This is a genomic window from Streptosporangium sp. NPDC000563 (assembly GCF_040299985.1).
Classification (GTDB): domain Bacteria; phylum Actinomycetota; class Actinomycetes; order Streptosporangiales; family Streptosporangiaceae; genus Streptosporangium.
The window spans coordinates 36,751-54,415 of sequence record NZ_JBEPDA010000011.1; the positions used below are offsets into that span (position 1 = coordinate 36,751).

Below are 17,665 nucleotides of genomic sequence, written 5' to 3' on the forward strand. Positions count from 1 at the left end.
CCGTGCGCCGACGCCCGTACGCGGACCTCGTGCCGACCGCCGCTCCCGGTACCGGACGAATCCCCGATCCTTGCCCGTTCCTGCTGGAGGTAACCGATGATCAACCCCTTCGACGACGACGGCGCGTCCTTCCTGGTGCTGGTGAACGTGGAGGGGCAGCACTCGTTGTGGCCCGCGTTCGCCGACGTCCCCGCGGGCTGGCAGATCGCCCACGGTGAGGACTCCCGCGCCGGTTGCCTCGCCTACGTCGAGAGCTCCTGGACCGACATGCGCCCAAGGAGCCTCATCACCCAGATGGACGGCTGAGCCTTCCGCGCCTTCCCGGCCTTCGAGGCCGGATACGGGTGACCGTCGCCTTGGTCCACCTTGGCCCCCGCGCCGACCTTCCGGGAGGGACGCTCGGCGATCGCGCCGATTCCGTCGGGACACCCCTTGGGCGGGGCCGGAAACGCGGAAGGGCGCCACCGCGGACGGGAGGTCTCGCGGTGGCGCCCTTCGAAACGGGCGGCCGGGTCAGCTGGCCCAGTCGAGCAGCGGGCGGGTGTTGCTGGGGTGGCGGAGCTTGGAGAGCGACTCCTTCTCCAGCTGGCGGATGCGCTCGCGCGTCAGGCCGAGGTGCTTACCGATCTCGTCGAGGGTGTGGGGCTTTCCGTCGACGAGGCCGAAGCGCAGGGCCATGATCTTGGCCTCCCTGGGGGAGAGGTTGCCCAGCACGCCGCGCAGCTGCTCGCCGAGCAGCTGACGGTCGACGACCTCCGAGGCCTCGGGCGAGTCGACGTCCTCGATGAGGTCGCCGATGGTGGTCTCGCCGTCCTCGCCGATGGTGGCGTTGAGGCTGATCGGCTGGCGGCTGGTGCGCAGCAGCTCCTCGATCTGGTCGGGGCTCTTGTCGAGCTCGACGCCCAGCTCCTCCGGCGTGGGCTCGCGGCCCAGGCGCTGGTGCATGTCGCGCTCGACGCGCGACAGCTTGGAGAGCATCTCCAGCACGTGCACCGGCAGCCTGATCGTGCGGGCCGAGTCCGCGAAGCCGCGCTGGATGGCCTGGCGGATCCACCACATGGCGTAGGTGGAGAACTTGTAGCCCTTGGTGTAGTCGAACTTCTCCACCGCGCGGATCAGACCGAGGTTGCCCTCCTGGACCACGTCGAGCAGGGCCATGCCCCGGTCGGTGTACTTCTTCGCCACGGAGACGACCAGGCGGAGGTTGGCCTCCAGCATGTGGTCCTTGGCCCGGCGGCCGTCCTCGGCGATCCACTCCAGGTCGTCACGCACGACCGCGGACAGGCCCGGGTCGGCCTCCAGCTTGGACTCGGCGTACAGGCCGGCCTCGATGCGCTTGGCCAGCTCGACCTCCTGTGCGGCGGTGAGCAGGGTGCGACGGCCGATCGACTTCAGGTAGGTGTGCACCGAGTCGCCCATGACGGAGGACTGGTCGTCGAGGTCGAGGGTCGGCTCGACCTCCACCTCGGGCTCCTCCGCCGGGTTCCACTCGTCCTCGGGCTCCGCCGCCGTGTCCTTGGCGTCCTTGGCGTCCTTGGCGCCCTTGGCGGTGGTCCCGGCGGCCTTCACGGCCTTGGTCCTCCTGGTGGTCTTGAGGTCCCCGGAGGACTCCACCGGGACCTTGGTCGCGTCGGGGGCGCCGGCCACGGGCTCGGCCTTCGTCGAGGCCTTCCTCGCGGAGGCGGTCTTCGTCTTGCGTGCGGAGGTCTTGCGGGTGCTCTTGGCGGTGGATGCCGAGAGTGTGGGCTCGTTCTCGGCCGCCAGGCTGACGCCCGCCTCGGTGAGCTCGCGCAGAATCGACCTGCCCTCGGTGGGGCTGACGCCCGCCTCGGCGAAGGCGTGACGCAGCTCCGCGAGTGAAAGGTGACCCTGGACTCGTCCTCGGTCAAGGAGCTGGTCGAGGGTCGTCGGGGCCTCAGATGAGGTCGCCACGGCGGCTGGGGGCATGAGGACACCTCCTCCATCACGGAGTCGTCTGAATTTACGGTTTGCTGGTCTTGGGGTGGGGCGGTCTGGGAGCCGCTCGGCGCACCAGTACCAATAACCCCAGGCAAGAACATTCTGTTCCCGACTTGACTCGGAAAATATGATGGGTGGACCGCCGTGTCGGCGATCCACCCGCGCTCGGGTGCCCGAGAGGGCCTATTCGATCACTACCACGGGGCCCTCTTTCGCCGACTCCGAGGAGCCTTCGAGCGGGCCGTCGACCATGGGCATCGGGAAGGGCTCGGCCTGCTCCAGCCGGTCCTCGTTCCAGTAACCGAAGACCTTCTCGGGGTCGGGGTTGACCTCCTTGGAGACCACGTAGTCCTCGGCGGGAGGAGCGGACGCGGTCGGTGACGGCTCGTACGAGGGCGGTCCCGGCTCGTTCGGGGACACGGCGGGCACCGGCTCGTCCGATGGTTTCTCCGCTCTCCCGATCCCGCCCGACGCGGCGGCCGCCGTGACGGAAATGCCGCCGGCGAGGACCAGGCTCACGATTCCAGCCGAGACCCATGTCTTCCGGGTGACGTTCATCGGGCTTGTCCTTCCTGCTTCGGCTACCTCATTGGACGTTCGGGGGCACCTTCACGGTTCCCGATCACGACCATAACGGAGAGCCGCGAGATCCGGCTTGCCATTGGCCAGAAGCGGTATTTCGGTCACAACGGTCAGGTCGGCAGGGGCCGCGTAGGCGGGCATCCGCCCCTTGACGAGGGCGCGCAGCTCGGCCAGGGACGGCGGAGAGGGCGAGACGACGACGGCCACCACCCGCTCGCCCCACTCGGGGTCGGGACGGCCGACCACGGCGACGTCGACGATCGCGGGATGCTCGGCCAGCACGGCGGCCACCGCCGCGGCGACCACCTTCTCACCTCCGGTGTTGATGACGTCGTCGGCCCGCCCCAGCACGCGTAGCCGCCCTCCCTCCAGGGTGCCCAGGTCCGAGGTGAGGAACCAGTCGCCGTCGCGGGCCGCCTCGGTGAGGTCGGGGCGGAGCCGATAGCCGGAGAACAGCATGGGCCCGCTCAGACGGATCCGGCCGTCGTCCACGACGGCGATCCCCACCCCGTCGAGGGGATCGCCGTCGTAGACGCACCCGCCGCAGGTCTCGCTCATGCCGTACGTGGTGACCACCCGGGCGCCGGCCGCGCGGGCCGCGGCGAGCAGGCCGGGGGGAGCGGCGGCGCCGCCGAGCAGGATGGTCCTGATCCTCGACAGGCGCTGGAGACGCGTCGAATCCACCTGGAGCAGCCGGCGCAGCTGGGTCGGCACCAGCGAGACGTGCTCCGCGCCGCTGGAGAGCACGGCCTCGGGGGAGAACCCGTCGTGCACGATCGGCTCGGTCCCGCCAAGCAGCGACCTGACCAGGACCTGCAGGCCGGAGACGTGGGAGGGAGGCAGGCAGCACAGCCAGCGCTCGCCCGTTGCGGCGTCCAGGCGCCGCAACGAGGCCGACGCGGAGGCGAGCAGCGCCTCGGCGGACAGCTGGACGCCCTTCGGGACGCCGGTCGAGCCGCTGGTGGCGATGACCACCGCGACCTCGGCGGGCACGCCGACGCCGCCCTCGCGGCGTACTCCGTTCACATGGGTCGGGCGCAACGCGTCGAGCGTCGCCCGCAGTGCGGGGGCGGGCAGTGCGGGGGAGAGGGGCAGCACGGCCGGGCCGCCGCCGTCCAGCGCCGCGCCGACGGCCCGGAACAACTCCGAGGTCGCCGGAGATACCACGGCGTGCAATTCCCGTTCTACGGAAAGCCACGCCTCGTGCGCAGGAGCGGTCATCACGGTCGTAAGGTTAGTGCCGGAAGCCGGACAACGGCCGGGGGTACCGGCGCAGCGGAGAGGGTGAAGCCATCGTGGGCACGGAGCGGGGCGAGCCGGGCGTGGATGAGCGGGCGGTGGAGAAGGCGTCCGAGCGCGACGGCGCGGTCGACTGGAAGAGGTCCGGCCAGTACGAGGACATCGTCTACGAGACCGGCGAGGGTATCGCCAAGATCACGATCAACCGCCCGGAGCGCCACAACGCGTTCCGCCCGACGACGCTCTTCGAGCTCAAGGACGCCTTCAACGTCGCCCAGGAGGACGCCGAGGTCGGTGTGATCATCTTCACCGGCGCGGGTGACAGGGCCTTCTGCTCCGGCGGTGACCAGAAGATCCGCGGCGACGACGGCTACGTCGACAAGTCCACCCCGCACGTCGGCCGGCTCAACGTGCTCGATCTGCAGGTCCAGATCCGCCGCTGCCCCAAGCCGGTCATCGCGATGATCGCCGGCTACGCCATCGGCGGCGGCCACGTGCTGCACGTGTGCTGCGACCTGTCCATCGCCGCCGACAACGCGGTCTTCGGCCAGACCGGCCCCAAGGTCGGCTCCTTCGACGGAGGCTACGGCTCCTGGCTGCTGGCCGAGACCGTCGGCCTGAAGCGGGCCCGTGAGATCTGGTACCTCTGCCGCCAGTACGACGCGCAGACCGCCCTCGACTGGGGCCTGGTCAACGCGGTCGTGCCGCTCGCCGAGCTTGAGACGGAGACGGTCAAGTGGGCGAGGGAGATGCTGGAGAAGTCGCCGCTCGCGCTGCGTATGCTCAAGGGCGCGCTGAACGCGGTGACCGACGGCGCCGCGGGGATGCAGCAGTTCGCCGGTGACGCCACCCTGCTCTACTACATGAGCGAGGAGGCGCAGGAGGGCCGCGACGCGTTCAAGGAGAAGCGCGCCCCCGACTTCGGTAAGTTCCCGCGCCGCCCCTAGCGGCGGCGGAAGTTCACGGCCGGGTGGCGGGGACAGGTTCTCCCGCCGCCCCCGGGGATGGCGGGGGTCCGAGGCGGTTCGGTCCCGAGGCGCGCCGCCCCGCATGGACGAGGTCGCCTTCGCGCGCCTCAGGACGGAATCACCCCCCGGGTGCGGAGTTTGCGGAGTTAAGGAGGCGGTGCGGTGAATCCCGCGACCGCGCTCGCGACGGTGCTGGTCGACGAGCTCGCCCGCTGCGGTCTCACGGACGTGGTGCTCGCACCCGGATCGCGGTCGGCGCCGCTCGCCCTGGCCGTGCACGCCGACAGCCGTATCCGGCTGCACGTGCGGGTGGACGAGCGCTCGGCCTCCTACCTGGCGGTGGGCCTCGCCCGCCGTAGCGGCCGCCCGGTCGTCCTGATCTGCACCTCCGGCACCGCGGCGGCCAACTTCCACCCCGCCGTCATCGAGGCGCACGAGTCGGGGGTTCCGCTGCTGGTGCTCACCGCCGACCGCCCGCCGGAGCTGCGCGACACCGGCGCCAGCCAGACCGTCGACCAGATCAAGCTGTACGGCACGGCCGTCCGCTGGTTCGGCGAGATCGGCGTGCCCGAGGACCGCCCGGGCCAGGTCGCCTACTGGCGGTCGACGGCCTGCCGCGCCTACCAGCGCGCGCTGGGCCCGTACGACCCGGGTCCGGTTCACCTCAACGTGCCCTTCCGCGAGCCGCTGGTCCCGGACGGCGACCCGTCCTGGTGCGAGTCCCTGGAGGGTGACAGCGAAGGGCCGTGGATCCGCGCCAGGGTGGCCTCCCCGCCGGTGGCCCTGCACCTGCCGCCGACCAGGAGGGGTGTGCTGGTCGTCGGAGACGGCGCGACCAACACGCGCAGATACGTGGCGGCGGCGGGCATGGCCGGATGGCCGGTCCTGTCGGAGCCCAACGGCGGCGCCCGCTACGGCGACCACGCGATGTCGACCTACCACTTCCTCCTCGGCACCCCGGAGTTCGCCGACCGGCACCGTCCCGACGTCGTGGTCACCCTGGGCCGTCCCGGCCTGTCCCGGCCGCTGCTGAACTGGCTGAGGCACGCGGACGAGCACATCGTGGTCGCCGCCGACATGACCCGCTGGCCCGACCCGACCCGCTCGGCCACCCAGGTCGCCCAGGTGGTGGAGATCCCGGTCACCGCGGGCGACGACGCGTGGCTGCACTCCTGGCGCCGTGCCGAGACGGCGGCGAGGGCCGCGATCGACGAGGTGCTGGACGGTACGGGGCTCAGCGAGCCGCGCCTGGCCCGCGACCTGGCGGAGGCGCTGCCCAACGGATCGCTGCTGTTCTCCGGCTCCTCCATGCCGATCCGCGACCTCGACCAGGCGATGCGTGCCCGGCGAGGTCTGCGGATCCTGGCCAACCGGGGGGCGGCGGGGATCGACGGTGTGGTGTCGTCCGCGATGGGCGCCGCCCTCGCGCACAACGGCCCCTCCTACGCCCTGATGGGCGACCTGACCTTCCTGCACGACCAGAACGGGCTGGTCCTCGGCTCCCGCGAGCCCCGCCCGGATCTCTGCCTGGTCGTGGTGAACAACGACGGCGGCGGGATCTTCTCACTCCTTCCCCAGGCCGCGCTGCGCGACCCCTTCGAGCGGGTCTTCGGCACCTCGCACGGGGTGGACCTGGGCTACGTGGCCGCCGCCACCGGCACGCCGTACACCTTCGTGGACGAGCCGGGGCAGCTGGTCAAGGCGCTGCGCGGCGACGGGTTGCGCATGATCGAGGTGCGGACGGACCGGGAGTCCAACGCGGTGCTGCACTCCATGATGCGTGAGGCGGCCCACGCCGCCGTCCGCGACACCATGGCGTGACACCGCCTCCTCCGATCACATCGCACCGCGTGCTCTCCGAGGCACGGCGCGGCCGGTCCGACGCGCTTCGTGACAGTGTCATGAAGGTGCCGTGACAGGGGCCGTGCCGCGGTGCCGCGAGATCACGTGATGTCGCGACGCAGGGTCAGCGCGCGGGCGGCGAGCACGATCACCGCGACGTAGCCCGCGAACAGCATCCCGCCGGCCCAGGCGGGCAGCAGCTCACCGGTACGCAGGGGCATGCCGCTCAGGGCCCTGGCCGCCCCGGTCGGCAGCCATCTGCCCAGGTCCGGCAGGAAACTGACGAGCAGGTAGTCGGCGTACATGAACCACACCAGCGCCACCGCCACCGCCGCGACCTGGTTGCGGATCAAAGCGCCCAGAGCCACCCCGAGCAGGCCGTACAGGGCGACCCCGAGCGCCGAGCCGAGCAGGACGGCGGGTACGCCGGGACTCCAGGCGGGGTGGCCGGCCAGAGTGAGGGTGACCAGGCCCGCCACCAGCGTGACCAGCGCCGAGACCGTGGCGACCAGCAGGCCGACGATCCCGTACGCGGCCAGCTTGGCCGTCACCACCCGGCTCCGCCCCGGGGTGACCAGGAACTGCCAGGTGATCGTCTGGTGGCGGTTCTCCCCGGCCATGCCGAGTACGCCGAGCAGCAGGGTGACGACGTAGGCCTGCTGGGCCATGCTGTAGACGTTCTCGATCTGCGCGTCGAGTGGCATCCCGCCTTCCAGGCCCATCAGGAAGACCATCAGCCCCGCCCAGGCCACGCACAGCGGGGGCGCGAGGGCGGCGAGGATCCAGGTGGTGCGGCTCGCGCGTGCCTTGAGCAACTCGGCGCGGATCAGGCCGTTCACGAGGTCACCTCCATGTAGAGCTCTTCCAGGTCGGTCTCCGGGGCGAGCGGGCCCTGCCAGGCCAGACGCCCCGCCCTGACGATGATCACGTGGTCGGCGATCTGCCTGATCTCGGCGAGCACGTGGGTGGAGACCAGGACCGTGCGCCCCTGGTGGGTGTAGGCCCGCAGGAAACCCCGCAGCCAGCGCATGCCCGCCGGGTCCAGGCCGCCTGAGGGCTCGTCGAGGACGAGGATCTCCGGGTCGCCCAGGAGGGCGGAGGCGAGGGCGAGCCGCTGACGCATGCCCAGGGAGAAGCCCCGCACCCTGCGGTCGGCCGCGGCGGTGAGATCGACCTGCTCCAGCACCTGCTCCACGCGTCCGGGATCCAGGCCCGCGGCGAGACGGAGAGCCTCCAGATGCGTGCGGGCGCTCAGCGCCGGGTGGAAGGCGGTGGCCTCCAGCACCGCGCCGACCGTGCGGACGGGGCGCTTCAGGTCGCGGTAGGGCTCGCCGCCGATGGTCGCGCTGCCCTCGGTGGGCGTGACCAGGCCGAGGATCATGCGCAGGGTGGTGGTCTTGCCCGCCCCGTTGGGGCCTGCGAAGGCCGTGAGTGTTCCCCGTTCCACCGTGAACGACAGGTCGTCGACGGCCCGTACCCCGCCGAACGACTTGCCGAGGTGGGTGACGCTGATTGCTGACATGACCTCGACGATGGCCCCCGGGCGGGTGGGAGCGCACGGTCCCGGGGATGGATCTCGCGATGTCCACCCGGGAGGAGATCGGGGCCGCCGGGGGTGGAGGCGATCTCCACCCCGAGGCCCATGGCCCGCCGCAGGGGGGCGTGGATAGCGTGTGGGCGTGATGTTTCTCCGCCGCCCCTCGGTGCGCCGGTTCCTCGCCGTCGTGCTGGTGGGCTACATGCTCTCCGGTCCGGTGATCGGCGCGGTCGAGACGGGCTGGCCCGGTCTGCTCGGAGTGGTCCCGCTCGGTGCCGCCACCGTCGGCTGCTGCCTGTGGGTGCTGCTCGGCCGGGAGCCGCGCCGAGACGCCCCGCTGCTCGCGGCGACCCTGGCCGGAGGACTGGCCCTGCACGGGATCAGCCCCTACAGCGGCATGGGATTCATGTACATCGTGATCTTCGCCGCGCCGTTCAAAACCCGCCTCTGGCCGGCGGCGTTCCTGGTCACGGCGGACGTCGCCGCCACGACGGCCGTGTCCTTCCTGCTCGGGCTGCCGGTCGCGGAGGTGCTGGGCAACACCTTCGGCCTCACCTATGTCGCCGTCTTCGTCTTCCTGATGCGGCACGTGAAGGCGACCAGGGATCACGCCGCCGCGCTCGCCGAGGCGCGGGCGGGCGAGGCGGTACTGGCCGAGCGGGCCCGGCTGGCGAGGGAGGTCCACGACATCCTGGCGCACTCGCAGTCGGCGCAGATCGTCCACCTGGAGGGCGCGCGGCTGCTGCTTGAGCGTGGGCTTGGGCGGGGACCCGGGCGCGGAGAGGACACGGCGGCGGCCCTCGACCGGGTGAACCGTGCCGTGCGGCTGGCGCGCGCCGGGCTCGAGGAGACCCGCAGGGCGCTCGACGCGCTGCGCGGGGAGGAGCTTCCGCTGGCCGAGCGGCTGGAGCGGCTGGCGGTGGAGTTCCGTTCCGTGACCGGCTCGCCCTGCGCGGTATCGGTCGCGGGGAACCTCGACGGCCTGGAGGCGGGGGCACGGCTGGCGGTGGCCAGGACCGCGCAGGAGGCGCTGACGAACGTGCGCAAGCACGCGCCGGGCGCCGCGGCGTCGGTGGCGTTGCGCCGCGTCGGCCGCTGGTGCGAGCTGGAGGTACGCGACACGGGCGGCCCGCCGGGCCCGGCGGCGCCGTCGGGAGGCGGATACGGGCTGGTGGGCATGCGGGAGCGGGCCGAGCTGATCGGTGGTTCGCTCGCCGTGCGTCCGGGTGAGGAGGGCTTCGAGGTCCTGCTGCGGGTCCCGGCGTGAGCCGCCCGCGGCGCGGCGCCATCGCGGGGGTGGGCGCCGCGCCGCGGACGGGTCACGCCGGTGCCGTACGGTACGACCGCGCCGGGGAGTGTGATCGGCGCACGCGGGCGCGTTCGAGGGGCGTTCAAGGGGTTCGGCGGGCGTTCGAGAGGCAGGGAGGCAGGGTGAGCGTGCGGGTGCTGGTGGTCGACGACCAGACGGTGGTGCGCGAGGGGCTGGTGCTGCTCCTGGGGCTGCTGCCCGGCATCGAGGTGGCGGGGGCGGCGGCCGACGGACGGGAGGCGGTCGGGCTCGCCGGCTCTCTTCGGCCCGACGTGGTCCTGATGGACCTGCGGATGCCCCGGATGGGCGGGGTGGAGGCGACCCGCAGGATCAGGGCCGCCCACCCGGAGATCCAGGTGGTGGTCCTGACGACGTACTCCGACGACGAGTCGGTCTTCGCCGCGCTGGCCGCGGGGGCGCGGGGCTACCTGACCAAGGACGCCGACGCCGAGTCCCTCGCCTCGGCCATCGCCACCGTGGTCGAGGGGGAGGCCCAGTTCGATCCCGGTGTCCAGCGGCGGCTCGCCGAGGCGGTGGCCGGGAGCCGCCGCGCGCCTGACCCGCCCGACGGCCTGACCCGCCGCGAGAGCGAGGTGCTGCGGCTGATAGCGGCGGGCCGCTCCAACGCGGAGATCGCCCGGGAGCTGTTCATCTCCGAGGCGACGGTCAAGACGCACATCAACAATCTCTTCGCCAAGGCGGGACTGCGCGACCGGGCCCAGGCGGTGACGTACGCCTTCCGGCACGGCCTGGCCCCCGACTGACAGCGGCTTCCCGGCCGACGGCAGGGACGCGCCGGGAGCCCTCCCCGGCGGTGGCCCGACGGCGGGGGAACCCGCGCCGGGGTGACGGCGACGGCGATGACTGTCAGGTCTGGGGATGTGGGGACGCCGTCGCGGGGTCAGGGTGAGTCGAGTACGGATTCACCTCGCGGGTGCCCGTCGAAGGGAAGTGCCATGCGACCTGACGTCAATTTGACCGGCTATGAGACGGTTGCGAGTTTCGGCGACTACGCCGAGGCCCAGCGTGCCGTGGACCAGCTGTCGGACCAGAAGTTCCCGGTGGAGCACACGATGATCGTCGGAGTCGGTCTCCGGCTCATCGAGCGGGTGCTCGGGCGGCTGACCTATCTCCGCGCCGCGGGGATGGGCGCGGCGACCGGAGCCTGGTTCGGACTGCTGATCGGCCTGTTCTTCGCGATCTTCACTCCCGGGCGCTTCCCCTTCATCCTGGTGCTGTGGGGCCTGATCTGGGGTGCCATCGCCGGAGTGATCTTCGGGTTGGTCGGTCACGCGCTCACCGGCGGCAAACGCGACTTCCTGTCGTCGAGCGCGATCGTCGCCGACCGCTACGAGGTGCTGGCGGCGGCCGCGCACGCCGCCGAGGCGCGCAGGCTGCTCAACGTCGGTACGTCCCAGCAGATGCATCAGCAGATCTGACCGGCCGGAGCCACCCGGGCCGGAGCCCGTACTGACGGCGGCGCGGGCGATGTCGCTCGCGCCGCCGTCCCATGTCCGCCCCTCCGGCCGGCCCGATCCGCCGGGCGGTTCCGGTGGAGACGCGGAACCACCGGGCCCGGGGGACGCCGGGCTGTCGGATGGGCACCGACGACGCCGTCCGGCGGGTGCCGGTGCCGCAGCGCATAGGAGGGCAGCATGGCTAAAGCAGTCGGAATCGACCTGGGCACCACCAACTCGGTGATCGCCACCATGGAGGGCGACAAGCCCACGGTGATTCCCAACTCCGAGGGTGCCCGGACGACGCCGTCGGTCGTGGCGTTCACCGACAACGGCGAACGCCTGGTGGGGCAACTGGCCCGCCGCCAGGCGATCCTGAACCCCAAGGGGACGATCTACTCGGCCAAGCGCTTCATGGGCCGCCGCCACGAGGAGGTCTCCAGCGAGCTGAACGCCGTCTCTTTCGACGTCGTCCCCGGCCCGGAGGGGGCCGTCCGCTTCAAGATCCACGAGAAGTCGTACGCCCCCGAGGAGATCGCCGCGGCCGTCCTGCGCAAGCTCGTGGACGACGCCTCGAAGTTCCTGGGGGAGAAGGTCACCGAGGCGGTCATCACCGTACCCGCCTACTTCAACGACTCCCAGCGCCAGGCGACCAAGGACGCGGGGAAGATCGCCGGCCTGGAAGTCCTGCGGATCATCAACGAGCCGACCGCGGCGGCCCTCGCCTACGGGCTCGACCGCAAGGAGAGCGAGACCGTGCTCGTCTTCGACCTGGGCGGTGGAACCTTCGACGTCAGCATCCTCGCCATCGGGGACGGCGTCGTGGAGGTGCGGTCGACCGCCGGCGACACCCATCTGGGCGGCGACGACTTCGACCGGCGGATCGTCGACTACCTCGCCGACGAGTTCCAGCGGGACAACGGCATCGACCTGCGTCAGGACCCGCAGGCCCTGCAGCGGCTGTTCGAGGCCGCCGAGAAGGCCAAGGTCGAGCTGTCGGCGGTCAGCCAGACGCAGGTCAGCCTGCCCTTCATCACCGCGGACGCCTCCGGCCCCAAGCATCTGAACGCCACGCTCAGGCGCTCGACCTTCGAGGAGATCACCGCCGACCTGCTCGAACGGTGCAAAGGGCCCGTCCAGCAGGCGATGGCCGACGCCAAGCTCACCGCCGACGACATCGACGAGGTGATCCTGGTGGGCGGGTCGACCAGGATGCCCGCCGTGCAGAACCTGGTGCGCCGGATGACCGGTGGCAAGGAACCGAACATGACGGTCAACCCGGACGAGGTCGTGGCGCTGGGCGCCGCGATCCAGGCCGCCGTCATCAAGGGTGAGCTGAAGGACGTCGTCCTGCTCGACGTGACCCCGCTCTCTCTCGGCATCGAGACGCTCGGCGGGGTGATGACGAAGGTCATCGAGCGCAACACGACCATCCCGGCCCGCCGCTCCGAGACGTTCAGCACCGCGGAGGACAACCAGACCGCCGTGGACGTCGTCATCCTGCAGGGCGAGCGTGAGCGCGCCGCCGACAACCGCCCCCTCGGCCGGTTCCGGCTGGAGAACATCCGGTCCGCGCCGCGCGGTGTGCCGCAGGTCGACGTGACCTTCGACATCGACGCCAACGGCATCCTGAACGTCTCGGCCAAGGACAAGGACACCGGCGCCGAGCAGCGCATCACGATCAGCGAGAGCTCGAACCTGGACAAGAGCGAGGTCGAGCGGATGGTCGCCGACTCCGAGCGGCACCGCGAGGAGGACCAGCGGATGCGGCAGGTGGTGGACGCGCGCAACGAGCTCGACAGTGCCGCCTACCAGGTGGAGCGCCGCCTGGCGGAGCTGGGCGACTCGGTACCCGTCCACGAGAAGGCGCGCGGGGAGATGCTGGTGAACGACGCCCGCGACGCGATCAAGCAGGAGGCCCCGCTCGACCGGATCCGCTCGCTCACCTCCGAGCTCCAGCAGGCCTACCACGGCCTCGCCGCGGCGGGCGCCGGCGTCTCGGGCGACGGAGCCCCGGGGACCGGCGGGGCGGCGGGCGGTCCGGGAGCCGCGGGACCGGCCGGCTCCCAGGGCGGCGGGGACGACGTCATCGACGCGGAGTTCACGACCGATGAGTGAGAAACCCGAGACACGGCGCGATGGCCGGGAGGAGACACCGGACCGAGATCCGGAGGTCCGGGAGGAGCACGCGGGGTCCCCGGAGACCCCGGAGGCCCTGGAGACCCCGGAGGCCCTGGAGACCCCGGACGAGCTCCAGGAGCGCGTCGTGGAGCTCCAGGCACTGGTGACCGATCTCCAGGACAGGTGGCGGCGTGCCCTCGCCGACCTCGACAACCTGCGCAAACGCGTCAGCAGGGACGCCGCGCGGACCCGGTCGGAGGAGCGGGCCCGGGCCGCCGGGGAGTGGCTGCCCGTACTGGACAACCTGGACCGCGCGCTGGAGCACGCCGAGACCGACCCCGTCTCCATAGCCGACGGGTTGCGGGTGATCCGCGACCAGGCGCAGGAGGTGCTCTCCCGCCTCGGGTACGCGCGTCGTGACGATACCGGGGCCGTGTTCGACCCGGCCAGGCACGAGGCGGTGGGTGTGCTCTCGCAGGAGGGCGTGCCCGACGGCACGGTCGTACGGGTGGTGCGGCCGGGCTACGGGGACGGCGAACAGCAGCTGCGGCCCGCGCTGGTCGTGGTGGCCAAGGGGGCATGATGCCCCCCGACCGGGACTTCTACGAGATCCTCGGCGTGCGGAGAGGGGCGAGCCAGGAGGACATCCAGCGCGCCTACCGCAAGCTGGCGCGGGCCAACCACCCCGACGTGAACAAGGACCCCTCCGCCGAGGACCGCTTCAAGGAGGTCTCCGAGGCGTACAGCGTGCTGTCCGACCCCGCGACCCGGCGCCGCTACGACGCGTTCGGGCCGGATTTCCGCCAGGTGCCCGAGGACGTCGACCCCGAGACGTGGGCGCGCGCAGGGCGGCGAGGGGCGGGCGCGGGCCGGGGCGGGGCGGGTCCCCGTGGTGGCGGCTTCGGCGGCTTCGAGGAGGGCGTCGACCTCGACGATCTCCTGGGAGGGCTGTTCTCCGGCAGGAGGGGCCGCTCCGGCGCGAGCTGGGGGCCGATTCCCGGTGCCGACCAGGAGGCCGAGATCGTGCTGTCCTTCGAGGACGCCTACCGTGGCGGGCCTCGCTCCATCACCGTCGGCTCGCGTCGGCTGCGGGTCGACATCCCGCCGGGCGTCACCGACGGCCAGCGCGTCAGGCTGGCCGGTCAGGGCGGCAAGGGCGGTGAGGGGGCGCCCGCGGGCGACCTCTACCTGATCGTCAGGATCGCCCCGCACCCCCGCTACCGGGCCGAGGGGCGCGACATCCACGTCCTGCTCCCGGTCGCCCCGTGGGAGGCGGCGCTCGGAGCCTCCGTCGCGGTCGACACCCCCGGCGGCGAGACCAAGGTCAAGGTGCCGCCGGGCACGTCCAGCGGCAGGCGGCTGCGGCTGCGCGGCCGGGGGATGCCCAGCCGTCGCGACAAGCCGGGCGACCTGTACGCCGAGGTGCGGATCATGGTTCCGGAACGGCTGTCCGAGGAGGAGCGGCGGTTGTTCGAGCAGCTCTCCTCGGTTTCCACGTTCGACCCGAGGAGACGGTGATGAACGACCCGTTTTCCGAACGCGGACCGCGCCGGCCGGAGCCGCGCCCCACCCACCCGCGGGAGCGGGCGGAGCGCGCCGGACGCTCGTCGGCCCCGAACGCGGTCTCCCGCCCGGGAGAGAACCGGCGGGAGGCCCCAAGGGAGGTCCCGCGAGAGGCAGGGAGGACCTACCAGCTGACCAGGCCCGCGCGCCTGGATCTGGAGACGTTCGCCGACCGGACGGGGACACACCCCGACCTGCTGCGGCGCCTCGTCGTGCTGGGTTTGCTCGACGCCTGGACCGACGCCGAGGGGAACCTGTGGTTCCCGCCTCCCCAGCTGCTCACCATGGCGCGCATCCGGCGGCTGCGCGCCGGATTCTCGATCAACTACGCGGCGCTCGGCCTCGTACTGGACCTGCTGGACCGCATCGCAGAACTCGAGGCCGCCCAGCGCGGTCGTTCCCGACCCACCGGAGGCCCGCCGTGGACATGAACCAGCTGACGCAGAAGTCACAGGAGGCGCTGCACGACGCGCAGACCAAGGCCCTGCGTTTCGGGCACACCGAGGTGGACGGCGAGCACCTGCTGCTGGCGCTGCTCGACCAGCCGGACGGGCTGATCCCGCGCCTGCTCTCGTACGCGAACGTCGACACCGACCGGCTCAGGACCGAGTTGGAGGCGGGGCTGGACCGTCGCCCCAAGGTGAGCGGTCCCGGCGCCTCGCCCGGCCAGGTCTACGTGACGCAGCGGCTCTCCCGCCTGCTGGAGACGGCCAAGCGGGAGGCCGACCGGCTCAGGGACGAGTACGTGTCGGTGGAGCACCTGCTCGTCGCCCTGCTTGAGGAGGGCGGCTCGACGGCCTCGGGGCGGCTGCTGCACGAGCAGGCCCTGACCAGGGACGGTTTCCTCAAGGCGCTCACCGCGATCCGCGGCAACCAGCGGGTGACCTCCGCGATGCCCGAGGTGGCGTACGAGGCGCTGGAGAAGTACGGGCGCGACCTGGTGGCCGACGCCATGTCCGGCAAACTCGACCCGGTCGTCGGGCGTGACGCCGAGATCCGCCGCGTCATCCAGATCCTGTCGCGCAAGACGAAGAACAACCCGGTCCTCGTCGGCGACCCCGGTGTGGGCAAGACCGCCATCGTGGAGGGCCTCGCCCTGCGGATCAGCCACGGGGACGTGCCGGAGGGACTCAAGGGCAAGACGGTCTTCAGCCTCGACATGGGTTCGCTGGTGGCCGGGGCCAAGTACCGGGGCGAGTTCGAGGAGCGGCTCAAGGCGGTGCTCAACGAGGTCAAGGCCGCGGAAGGGCGGATCCTGCTCTTCGTCGACGAGATGCACACCGTGGTGGGCGCGGGAGCCGCCGAGGGCGCGATGGACGCGGGCAACATGCTCAAACCCATGCTGGCCCGTGGTGAGCTGCACATGATCGGGGCGACGACCCTCGCCGAGTACCGCAAGCACGTCGAGAAGGACGCGGCCCTGGAGCGCCGGTTCCAGCCGGTGATGGTCGACGAGCCCTCGGTCGAGGACGCCGTGTCCATCCTGCGCGGCCTGCGCGAGCGCCTGGAGATCTTCCACGGCGTGAAGATCCAGGACAGCGCGCTGGTGGCGGCCGTCGTGCTGAGCCACCGTTACATCTCCGACCGTTTCCTGCCCGACAAGGCCATCGACCTGGTGGACGAGGCGTGCGCGATGCTGCGTACGGAGATCGACTCGATGCCCGCCGAGCTCGACGAGCTCACCCGCAGGGTGATGCGCCTGGAGATCGAGGAGGCCGCGCTCGCGAAGGAGGAGGACTCCGCGAGCGGGACCCGGCTGGAGGAGCTGCGCAGGGAACTCGCCGACCTGCGCGCCCAGGCCGACGCGATGCGGGCACAGTGGGAGGCGGAGCGGCACGCCCTGCGCGCCGTCCAGGCCCTGCGCGAGGAACTGGAGCACGTACGCGCGGAGGCGGAGCGGGCCGAGCGCGACTACGACCTCAACCGCGCCGCGGAGCTGCGGCACGGCAGGTTGCCCGAGCTGCTGCGGCGGCTCGAGGCCGAGGAGGAGCGGTTGTACTCCAAGCAGGGCGCCTCGCGCCTGCTGCGCGAGGTCGTCACCGACGAGGAGATCTCGATGATCGTCTCCCGATGGACGGGCATCCCGGTGAGCCGGCTGCGCGAGGGCGAACGTGAGAAGCTCCTGCGGCTCGACCAGATCCTGCACGAGCGGGTGATCGGCCAGGACGAGGCGGTGCGGTTGGTGGCCGACGCGGTGATCCGGGCACGCTCCGGCATCAAGGACCCGCGCCGCCCGATCGGGTCGTTCATCTTCCTGGGGCCCACGGGCGTCGGCAAGACGGAGCTGGCCAAGGCGCTCGCGGCGGCGCTCTTCGACACCGAGGACAACATGATCCGCATCGACATGAGCGAGTACCAGGAGCGGCACACGGTCAGTCGTCTCGTCGGCGCGCCCCCCGGTTATGTCGGGTACGAGGAGGGAGGCCAGCTGACCGAGGCCGTGCGGCGCAAGCCCTACTCCGTGGTGCTCTTCGACGAGGTGGAGAAGGCGCACGCCGATGTCTTCAACACGCTGCTGCAGGTGCTCGACGACGGCAGGCTCACCGACGCGCAGGGCAGGACCGTCGACTTCCGCAACACCGTCCTGATCATGACCTCCAACCTCGGCTCCCTGTACCTCCTCGACGGCGTCACCTCGACAGGGGAGATCGAGCCCGAGGCGAGACAGCGGGTCATGGCCGAACTGCGCTCCCACTTCCGCCCCGAGTTCCTCAACCGCGTCGACGACATCGTGATCTTCAAGCCGCTCACCCCGGAGGAGATCGAACGCATCGTCGACCTGATGTTCGTCGAGCTGCGCGACCGCCTCGAACAGCGGGGCATCCGGCTGGAGGTCACCGAGGCGGCGCTGCGGCACATCGCCGAGCGAGGCTACGACCCCGTGTACGGAGCCCGCCCGCTGCGCAGGTTCATCGCCAGGGAGGTCGAGACGCGCATCGGCCGCGCGCTCCTGTCGGGAGAGGCGGACGAGGGAGCCGTGGTCCGGGTGGACCTCGCCGACGACGAACTCGCCGTCACCTACGGGTGAGTCGCCGACCGCGGACCAGCGGAACGGTCGACGTCACCGAAATACCGAAATATCAAAATA

General features: G+C 71.6%; 16 protein-coding genes. 11 read left to right on the forward strand and 5 right to left on the reverse strand.

The window, feature by feature from the left end:
* Window positions 1-96: 96 nt before the first annotated feature.
* Complete coding sequence (locus ABT352_RS24060) at window positions 97-306, forward strand: MbtH family protein (RefSeq protein ID WP_350947156.1); 210 nt, start codon at window positions 97-99, stop codon at window positions 304-306.
* 207 nt (window positions 307-513) lie between these two features.
* Here ABT352_RS24060 and ABT352_RS24065 read toward each other — a convergent pair whose 3' ends face one another.
* The 3 genes from ABT352_RS24065 to ABT352_RS24075 all read right to left on the reverse strand — a co-directional run bounded on the left by ABT352_RS24065 (window position 514) and on the right by ABT352_RS24075 (window position 3,762).
* Complete coding sequence (locus tag ABT352_RS24065; protein ID WP_350947157.1) at window positions 514-1,947, reverse strand: RNA polymerase sigma factor; 1,434 nt, start codon at window positions 1,945-1,947, stop codon at window positions 514-516.
* 195 nt (window positions 1,948-2,142) lie between these two features.
* Window positions 2,143-2,517 (reverse strand): hypothetical protein, encoded by a 375-nt coding sequence (locus tag ABT352_RS24070; RefSeq protein WP_350947158.1) that lies wholly within the window; start codon window positions 2,515-2,517, stop codon window positions 2,143-2,145.
* Between the two features lie 51 nt (window positions 2,518-2,568).
* Window positions 2,569-3,762, reverse strand: a complete 1,194-nt coding sequence (locus ABT352_RS24075; RefSeq protein ID WP_350947312.1) for an AMP-binding protein — start codon at window positions 3,760-3,762, stop codon at window positions 2,569-2,571.
* A 116-nt stretch (window positions 3,763-3,878) separates the two neighbouring features.
* Here ABT352_RS24075 and menB point away from each other — a divergent pair, with 116 nt between their 5' ends.
* Both menB and menD read left to right on the forward strand, forming a co-directional pair.
* Window positions 3,879-4,727: a 1,4-dihydroxy-2-naphthoyl-CoA synthase gene (gene menB, locus ABT352_RS24080; protein ID WP_350947313.1), complete on the forward strand. Its 849-nt coding sequence runs from the start codon at window positions 3,879-3,881 to the stop codon at window positions 4,725-4,727.
* Between the two features lie 183 nt (window positions 4,728-4,910).
* Window positions 4,911-6,569 (forward strand): 2-succinyl-5-enolpyruvyl-6-hydroxy-3-cyclohexene-1-carboxylic-acid synthase, encoded by a 1,659-nt coding sequence (menD, locus tag ABT352_RS24085; RefSeq protein ID WP_350947159.1) that lies wholly within the window; start codon window positions 4,911-4,913, stop codon window positions 6,567-6,569.
* 122 nt (window positions 6,570-6,691) lie between these two features.
* Here menD and ABT352_RS24090 read toward each other — a convergent pair whose 3' ends face one another.
* Entirely contained in the window at window positions 6,692-7,429 is a 738-nt protein-coding gene (locus ABT352_RS24090; protein WP_350947160.1) for an ABC transporter permease, read from the reverse strand.
* The gene (locus ABT352_RS24095) at window positions 7,426-8,112 is read right to left on the reverse strand and encodes an ABC transporter ATP-binding protein (RefSeq protein WP_350947161.1); all 687 of its coding nucleotides are present in this window, start codon (window positions 8,110-8,112) and stop codon (window positions 7,426-7,428) included. The genes ABT352_RS24090 and ABT352_RS24095 overlap by 4 nt, the downstream gene beginning before the upstream one ends.
* 160 nt (window positions 8,113-8,272) lie before the next feature.
* Between ABT352_RS24095 and ABT352_RS24100 the strand changes: the two genes are divergently transcribed.
* The 8 genes from ABT352_RS24100 to clpB all read left to right on the forward strand — a co-directional run bounded on the left by ABT352_RS24100 (window position 8,273) and on the right by clpB (window position 17,605).
* Window positions 8,273-9,394, forward strand: a complete 1,122-nt coding sequence (locus ABT352_RS24100; protein WP_350947314.1) for a sensor histidine kinase — start codon at window positions 8,273-8,275, stop codon at window positions 9,392-9,394.
* Between the two features lie 164 nt (window positions 9,395-9,558).
* Complete coding sequence (locus ABT352_RS24105) at window positions 9,559-10,200, forward strand: response regulator (protein ID WP_350947162.1); 642 nt, start codon at window positions 9,559-9,561, stop codon at window positions 10,198-10,200.
* Between the two features lie 192 nt (window positions 10,201-10,392).
* On the forward strand, window positions 10,393-10,875 hold the full coding sequence (locus ABT352_RS24110; protein WP_350947163.1) for a YflT domain-containing protein: 483 nt from the start codon (window positions 10,393-10,395) through the stop codon (window positions 10,873-10,875).
* 216 nt (window positions 10,876-11,091) lie between these two features.
* Window positions 11,092-13,011, forward strand: coding sequence for a molecular chaperone DnaK (dnaK, locus tag ABT352_RS24115; RefSeq protein WP_350947164.1), 1,920 nt, complete (start codon window positions 11,092-11,094; stop codon window positions 13,009-13,011).
* Window positions 13,004-13,597: a nucleotide exchange factor GrpE gene (locus ABT352_RS24120; RefSeq protein ID WP_350947165.1), complete on the forward strand. Its 594-nt coding sequence runs from the start codon at window positions 13,004-13,006 to the stop codon at window positions 13,595-13,597. Before dnaK ends, ABT352_RS24120 begins: the two co-directional genes overlap by 8 nt.
* Window positions 13,594-14,532: a DnaJ C-terminal domain-containing protein gene (locus ABT352_RS24125; RefSeq protein ID WP_350947166.1), complete on the forward strand. Its 939-nt coding sequence runs from the start codon at window positions 13,594-13,596 to the stop codon at window positions 14,530-14,532. The genes ABT352_RS24120 and ABT352_RS24125 overlap by 4 nt, the downstream gene beginning before the upstream one ends.
* A complete protein-coding gene (locus ABT352_RS24130; RefSeq protein ID WP_350947167.1) occupies window positions 14,532-15,008 on the forward strand; it encodes a chaperone modulator CbpM in 477 nt (158 codons plus the stop codon). Before ABT352_RS24125 ends, ABT352_RS24130 begins: the two co-directional genes overlap by 1 nt.
* A complete protein-coding gene (gene clpB, locus ABT352_RS24135) occupies window positions 15,005-17,605 on the forward strand; it encodes an ATP-dependent chaperone ClpB (protein WP_350947168.1) in 2,601 nt (866 codons plus the stop codon). Before ABT352_RS24130 ends, clpB begins: the two co-directional genes overlap by 4 nt.
* The last annotated feature ends 60 nt before the right edge of the window (window positions 17,606-17,665 follow it).

Coding starts and splice junctions, on each gene's coding strand:
- ABT352_RS24060 (WP_350947156.1), top strand. CDS start 97: ATGATCAACCCCTTCGACGACGACGGCGCGTCCTTCCTGGTGCTGGTG.
- ABT352_RS24065 (WP_350947157.1), bottom strand. CDS start 1,947: ATGCCCCCAGCCGCCGTGGCGACCTCATCTGAGGCCCCGACGACCCTC.
- ABT352_RS24070 (WP_350947158.1), bottom strand. CDS start 2,517: ATGAACGTCACCCGGAAGACATGGGTCTCGGCTGGAATCGTGAGCCTG.
- ABT352_RS24075 (WP_350947312.1), bottom strand. CDS start 3,762: ATGACCGCTCCTGCGCACGAGGCGTGGCTTTCCGTAGAACGGGAATTG.
- ABT352_RS24095 (WP_350947161.1), bottom strand. CDS start 8,112: ATGTCAGCAATCAGCGTCACCCACCTCGGCAAGTCGTTCGGCGGGGTA.
- ABT352_RS24100 (WP_350947314.1), top strand. CDS start 8,273: ATGTTTCTCCGCCGCCCCTCGGTGCGCCGGTTCCTCGCCGTCGTGCTG.
- ABT352_RS24110 (WP_350947163.1), top strand. CDS start 10,393: ATGCGACCTGACGTCAATTTGACCGGCTATGAGACGGTTGCGAGTTTC.
- dnaK (WP_350947164.1), top strand. CDS start 11,092: ATGGCTAAAGCAGTCGGAATCGACCTGGGCACCACCAACTCGGTGATC.
- ABT352_RS24120 (WP_350947165.1), top strand. CDS start 13,004: ATGAGTGAGAAACCCGAGACACGGCGCGATGGCCGGGAGGAGACACCG.
- ABT352_RS24125 (WP_350947166.1), top strand. CDS start 13,594: ATGATGCCCCCCGACCGGGACTTCTACGAGATCCTCGGCGTGCGGAGA.
- ABT352_RS24130 (WP_350947167.1), top strand. CDS start 14,532: ATGAACGACCCGTTTTCCGAACGCGGACCGCGCCGGCCGGAGCCGCGC.
- clpB (WP_350947168.1), top strand. CDS start 15,005: ATGAACCAGCTGACGCAGAAGTCACAGGAGGCGCTGCACGACGCGCAG.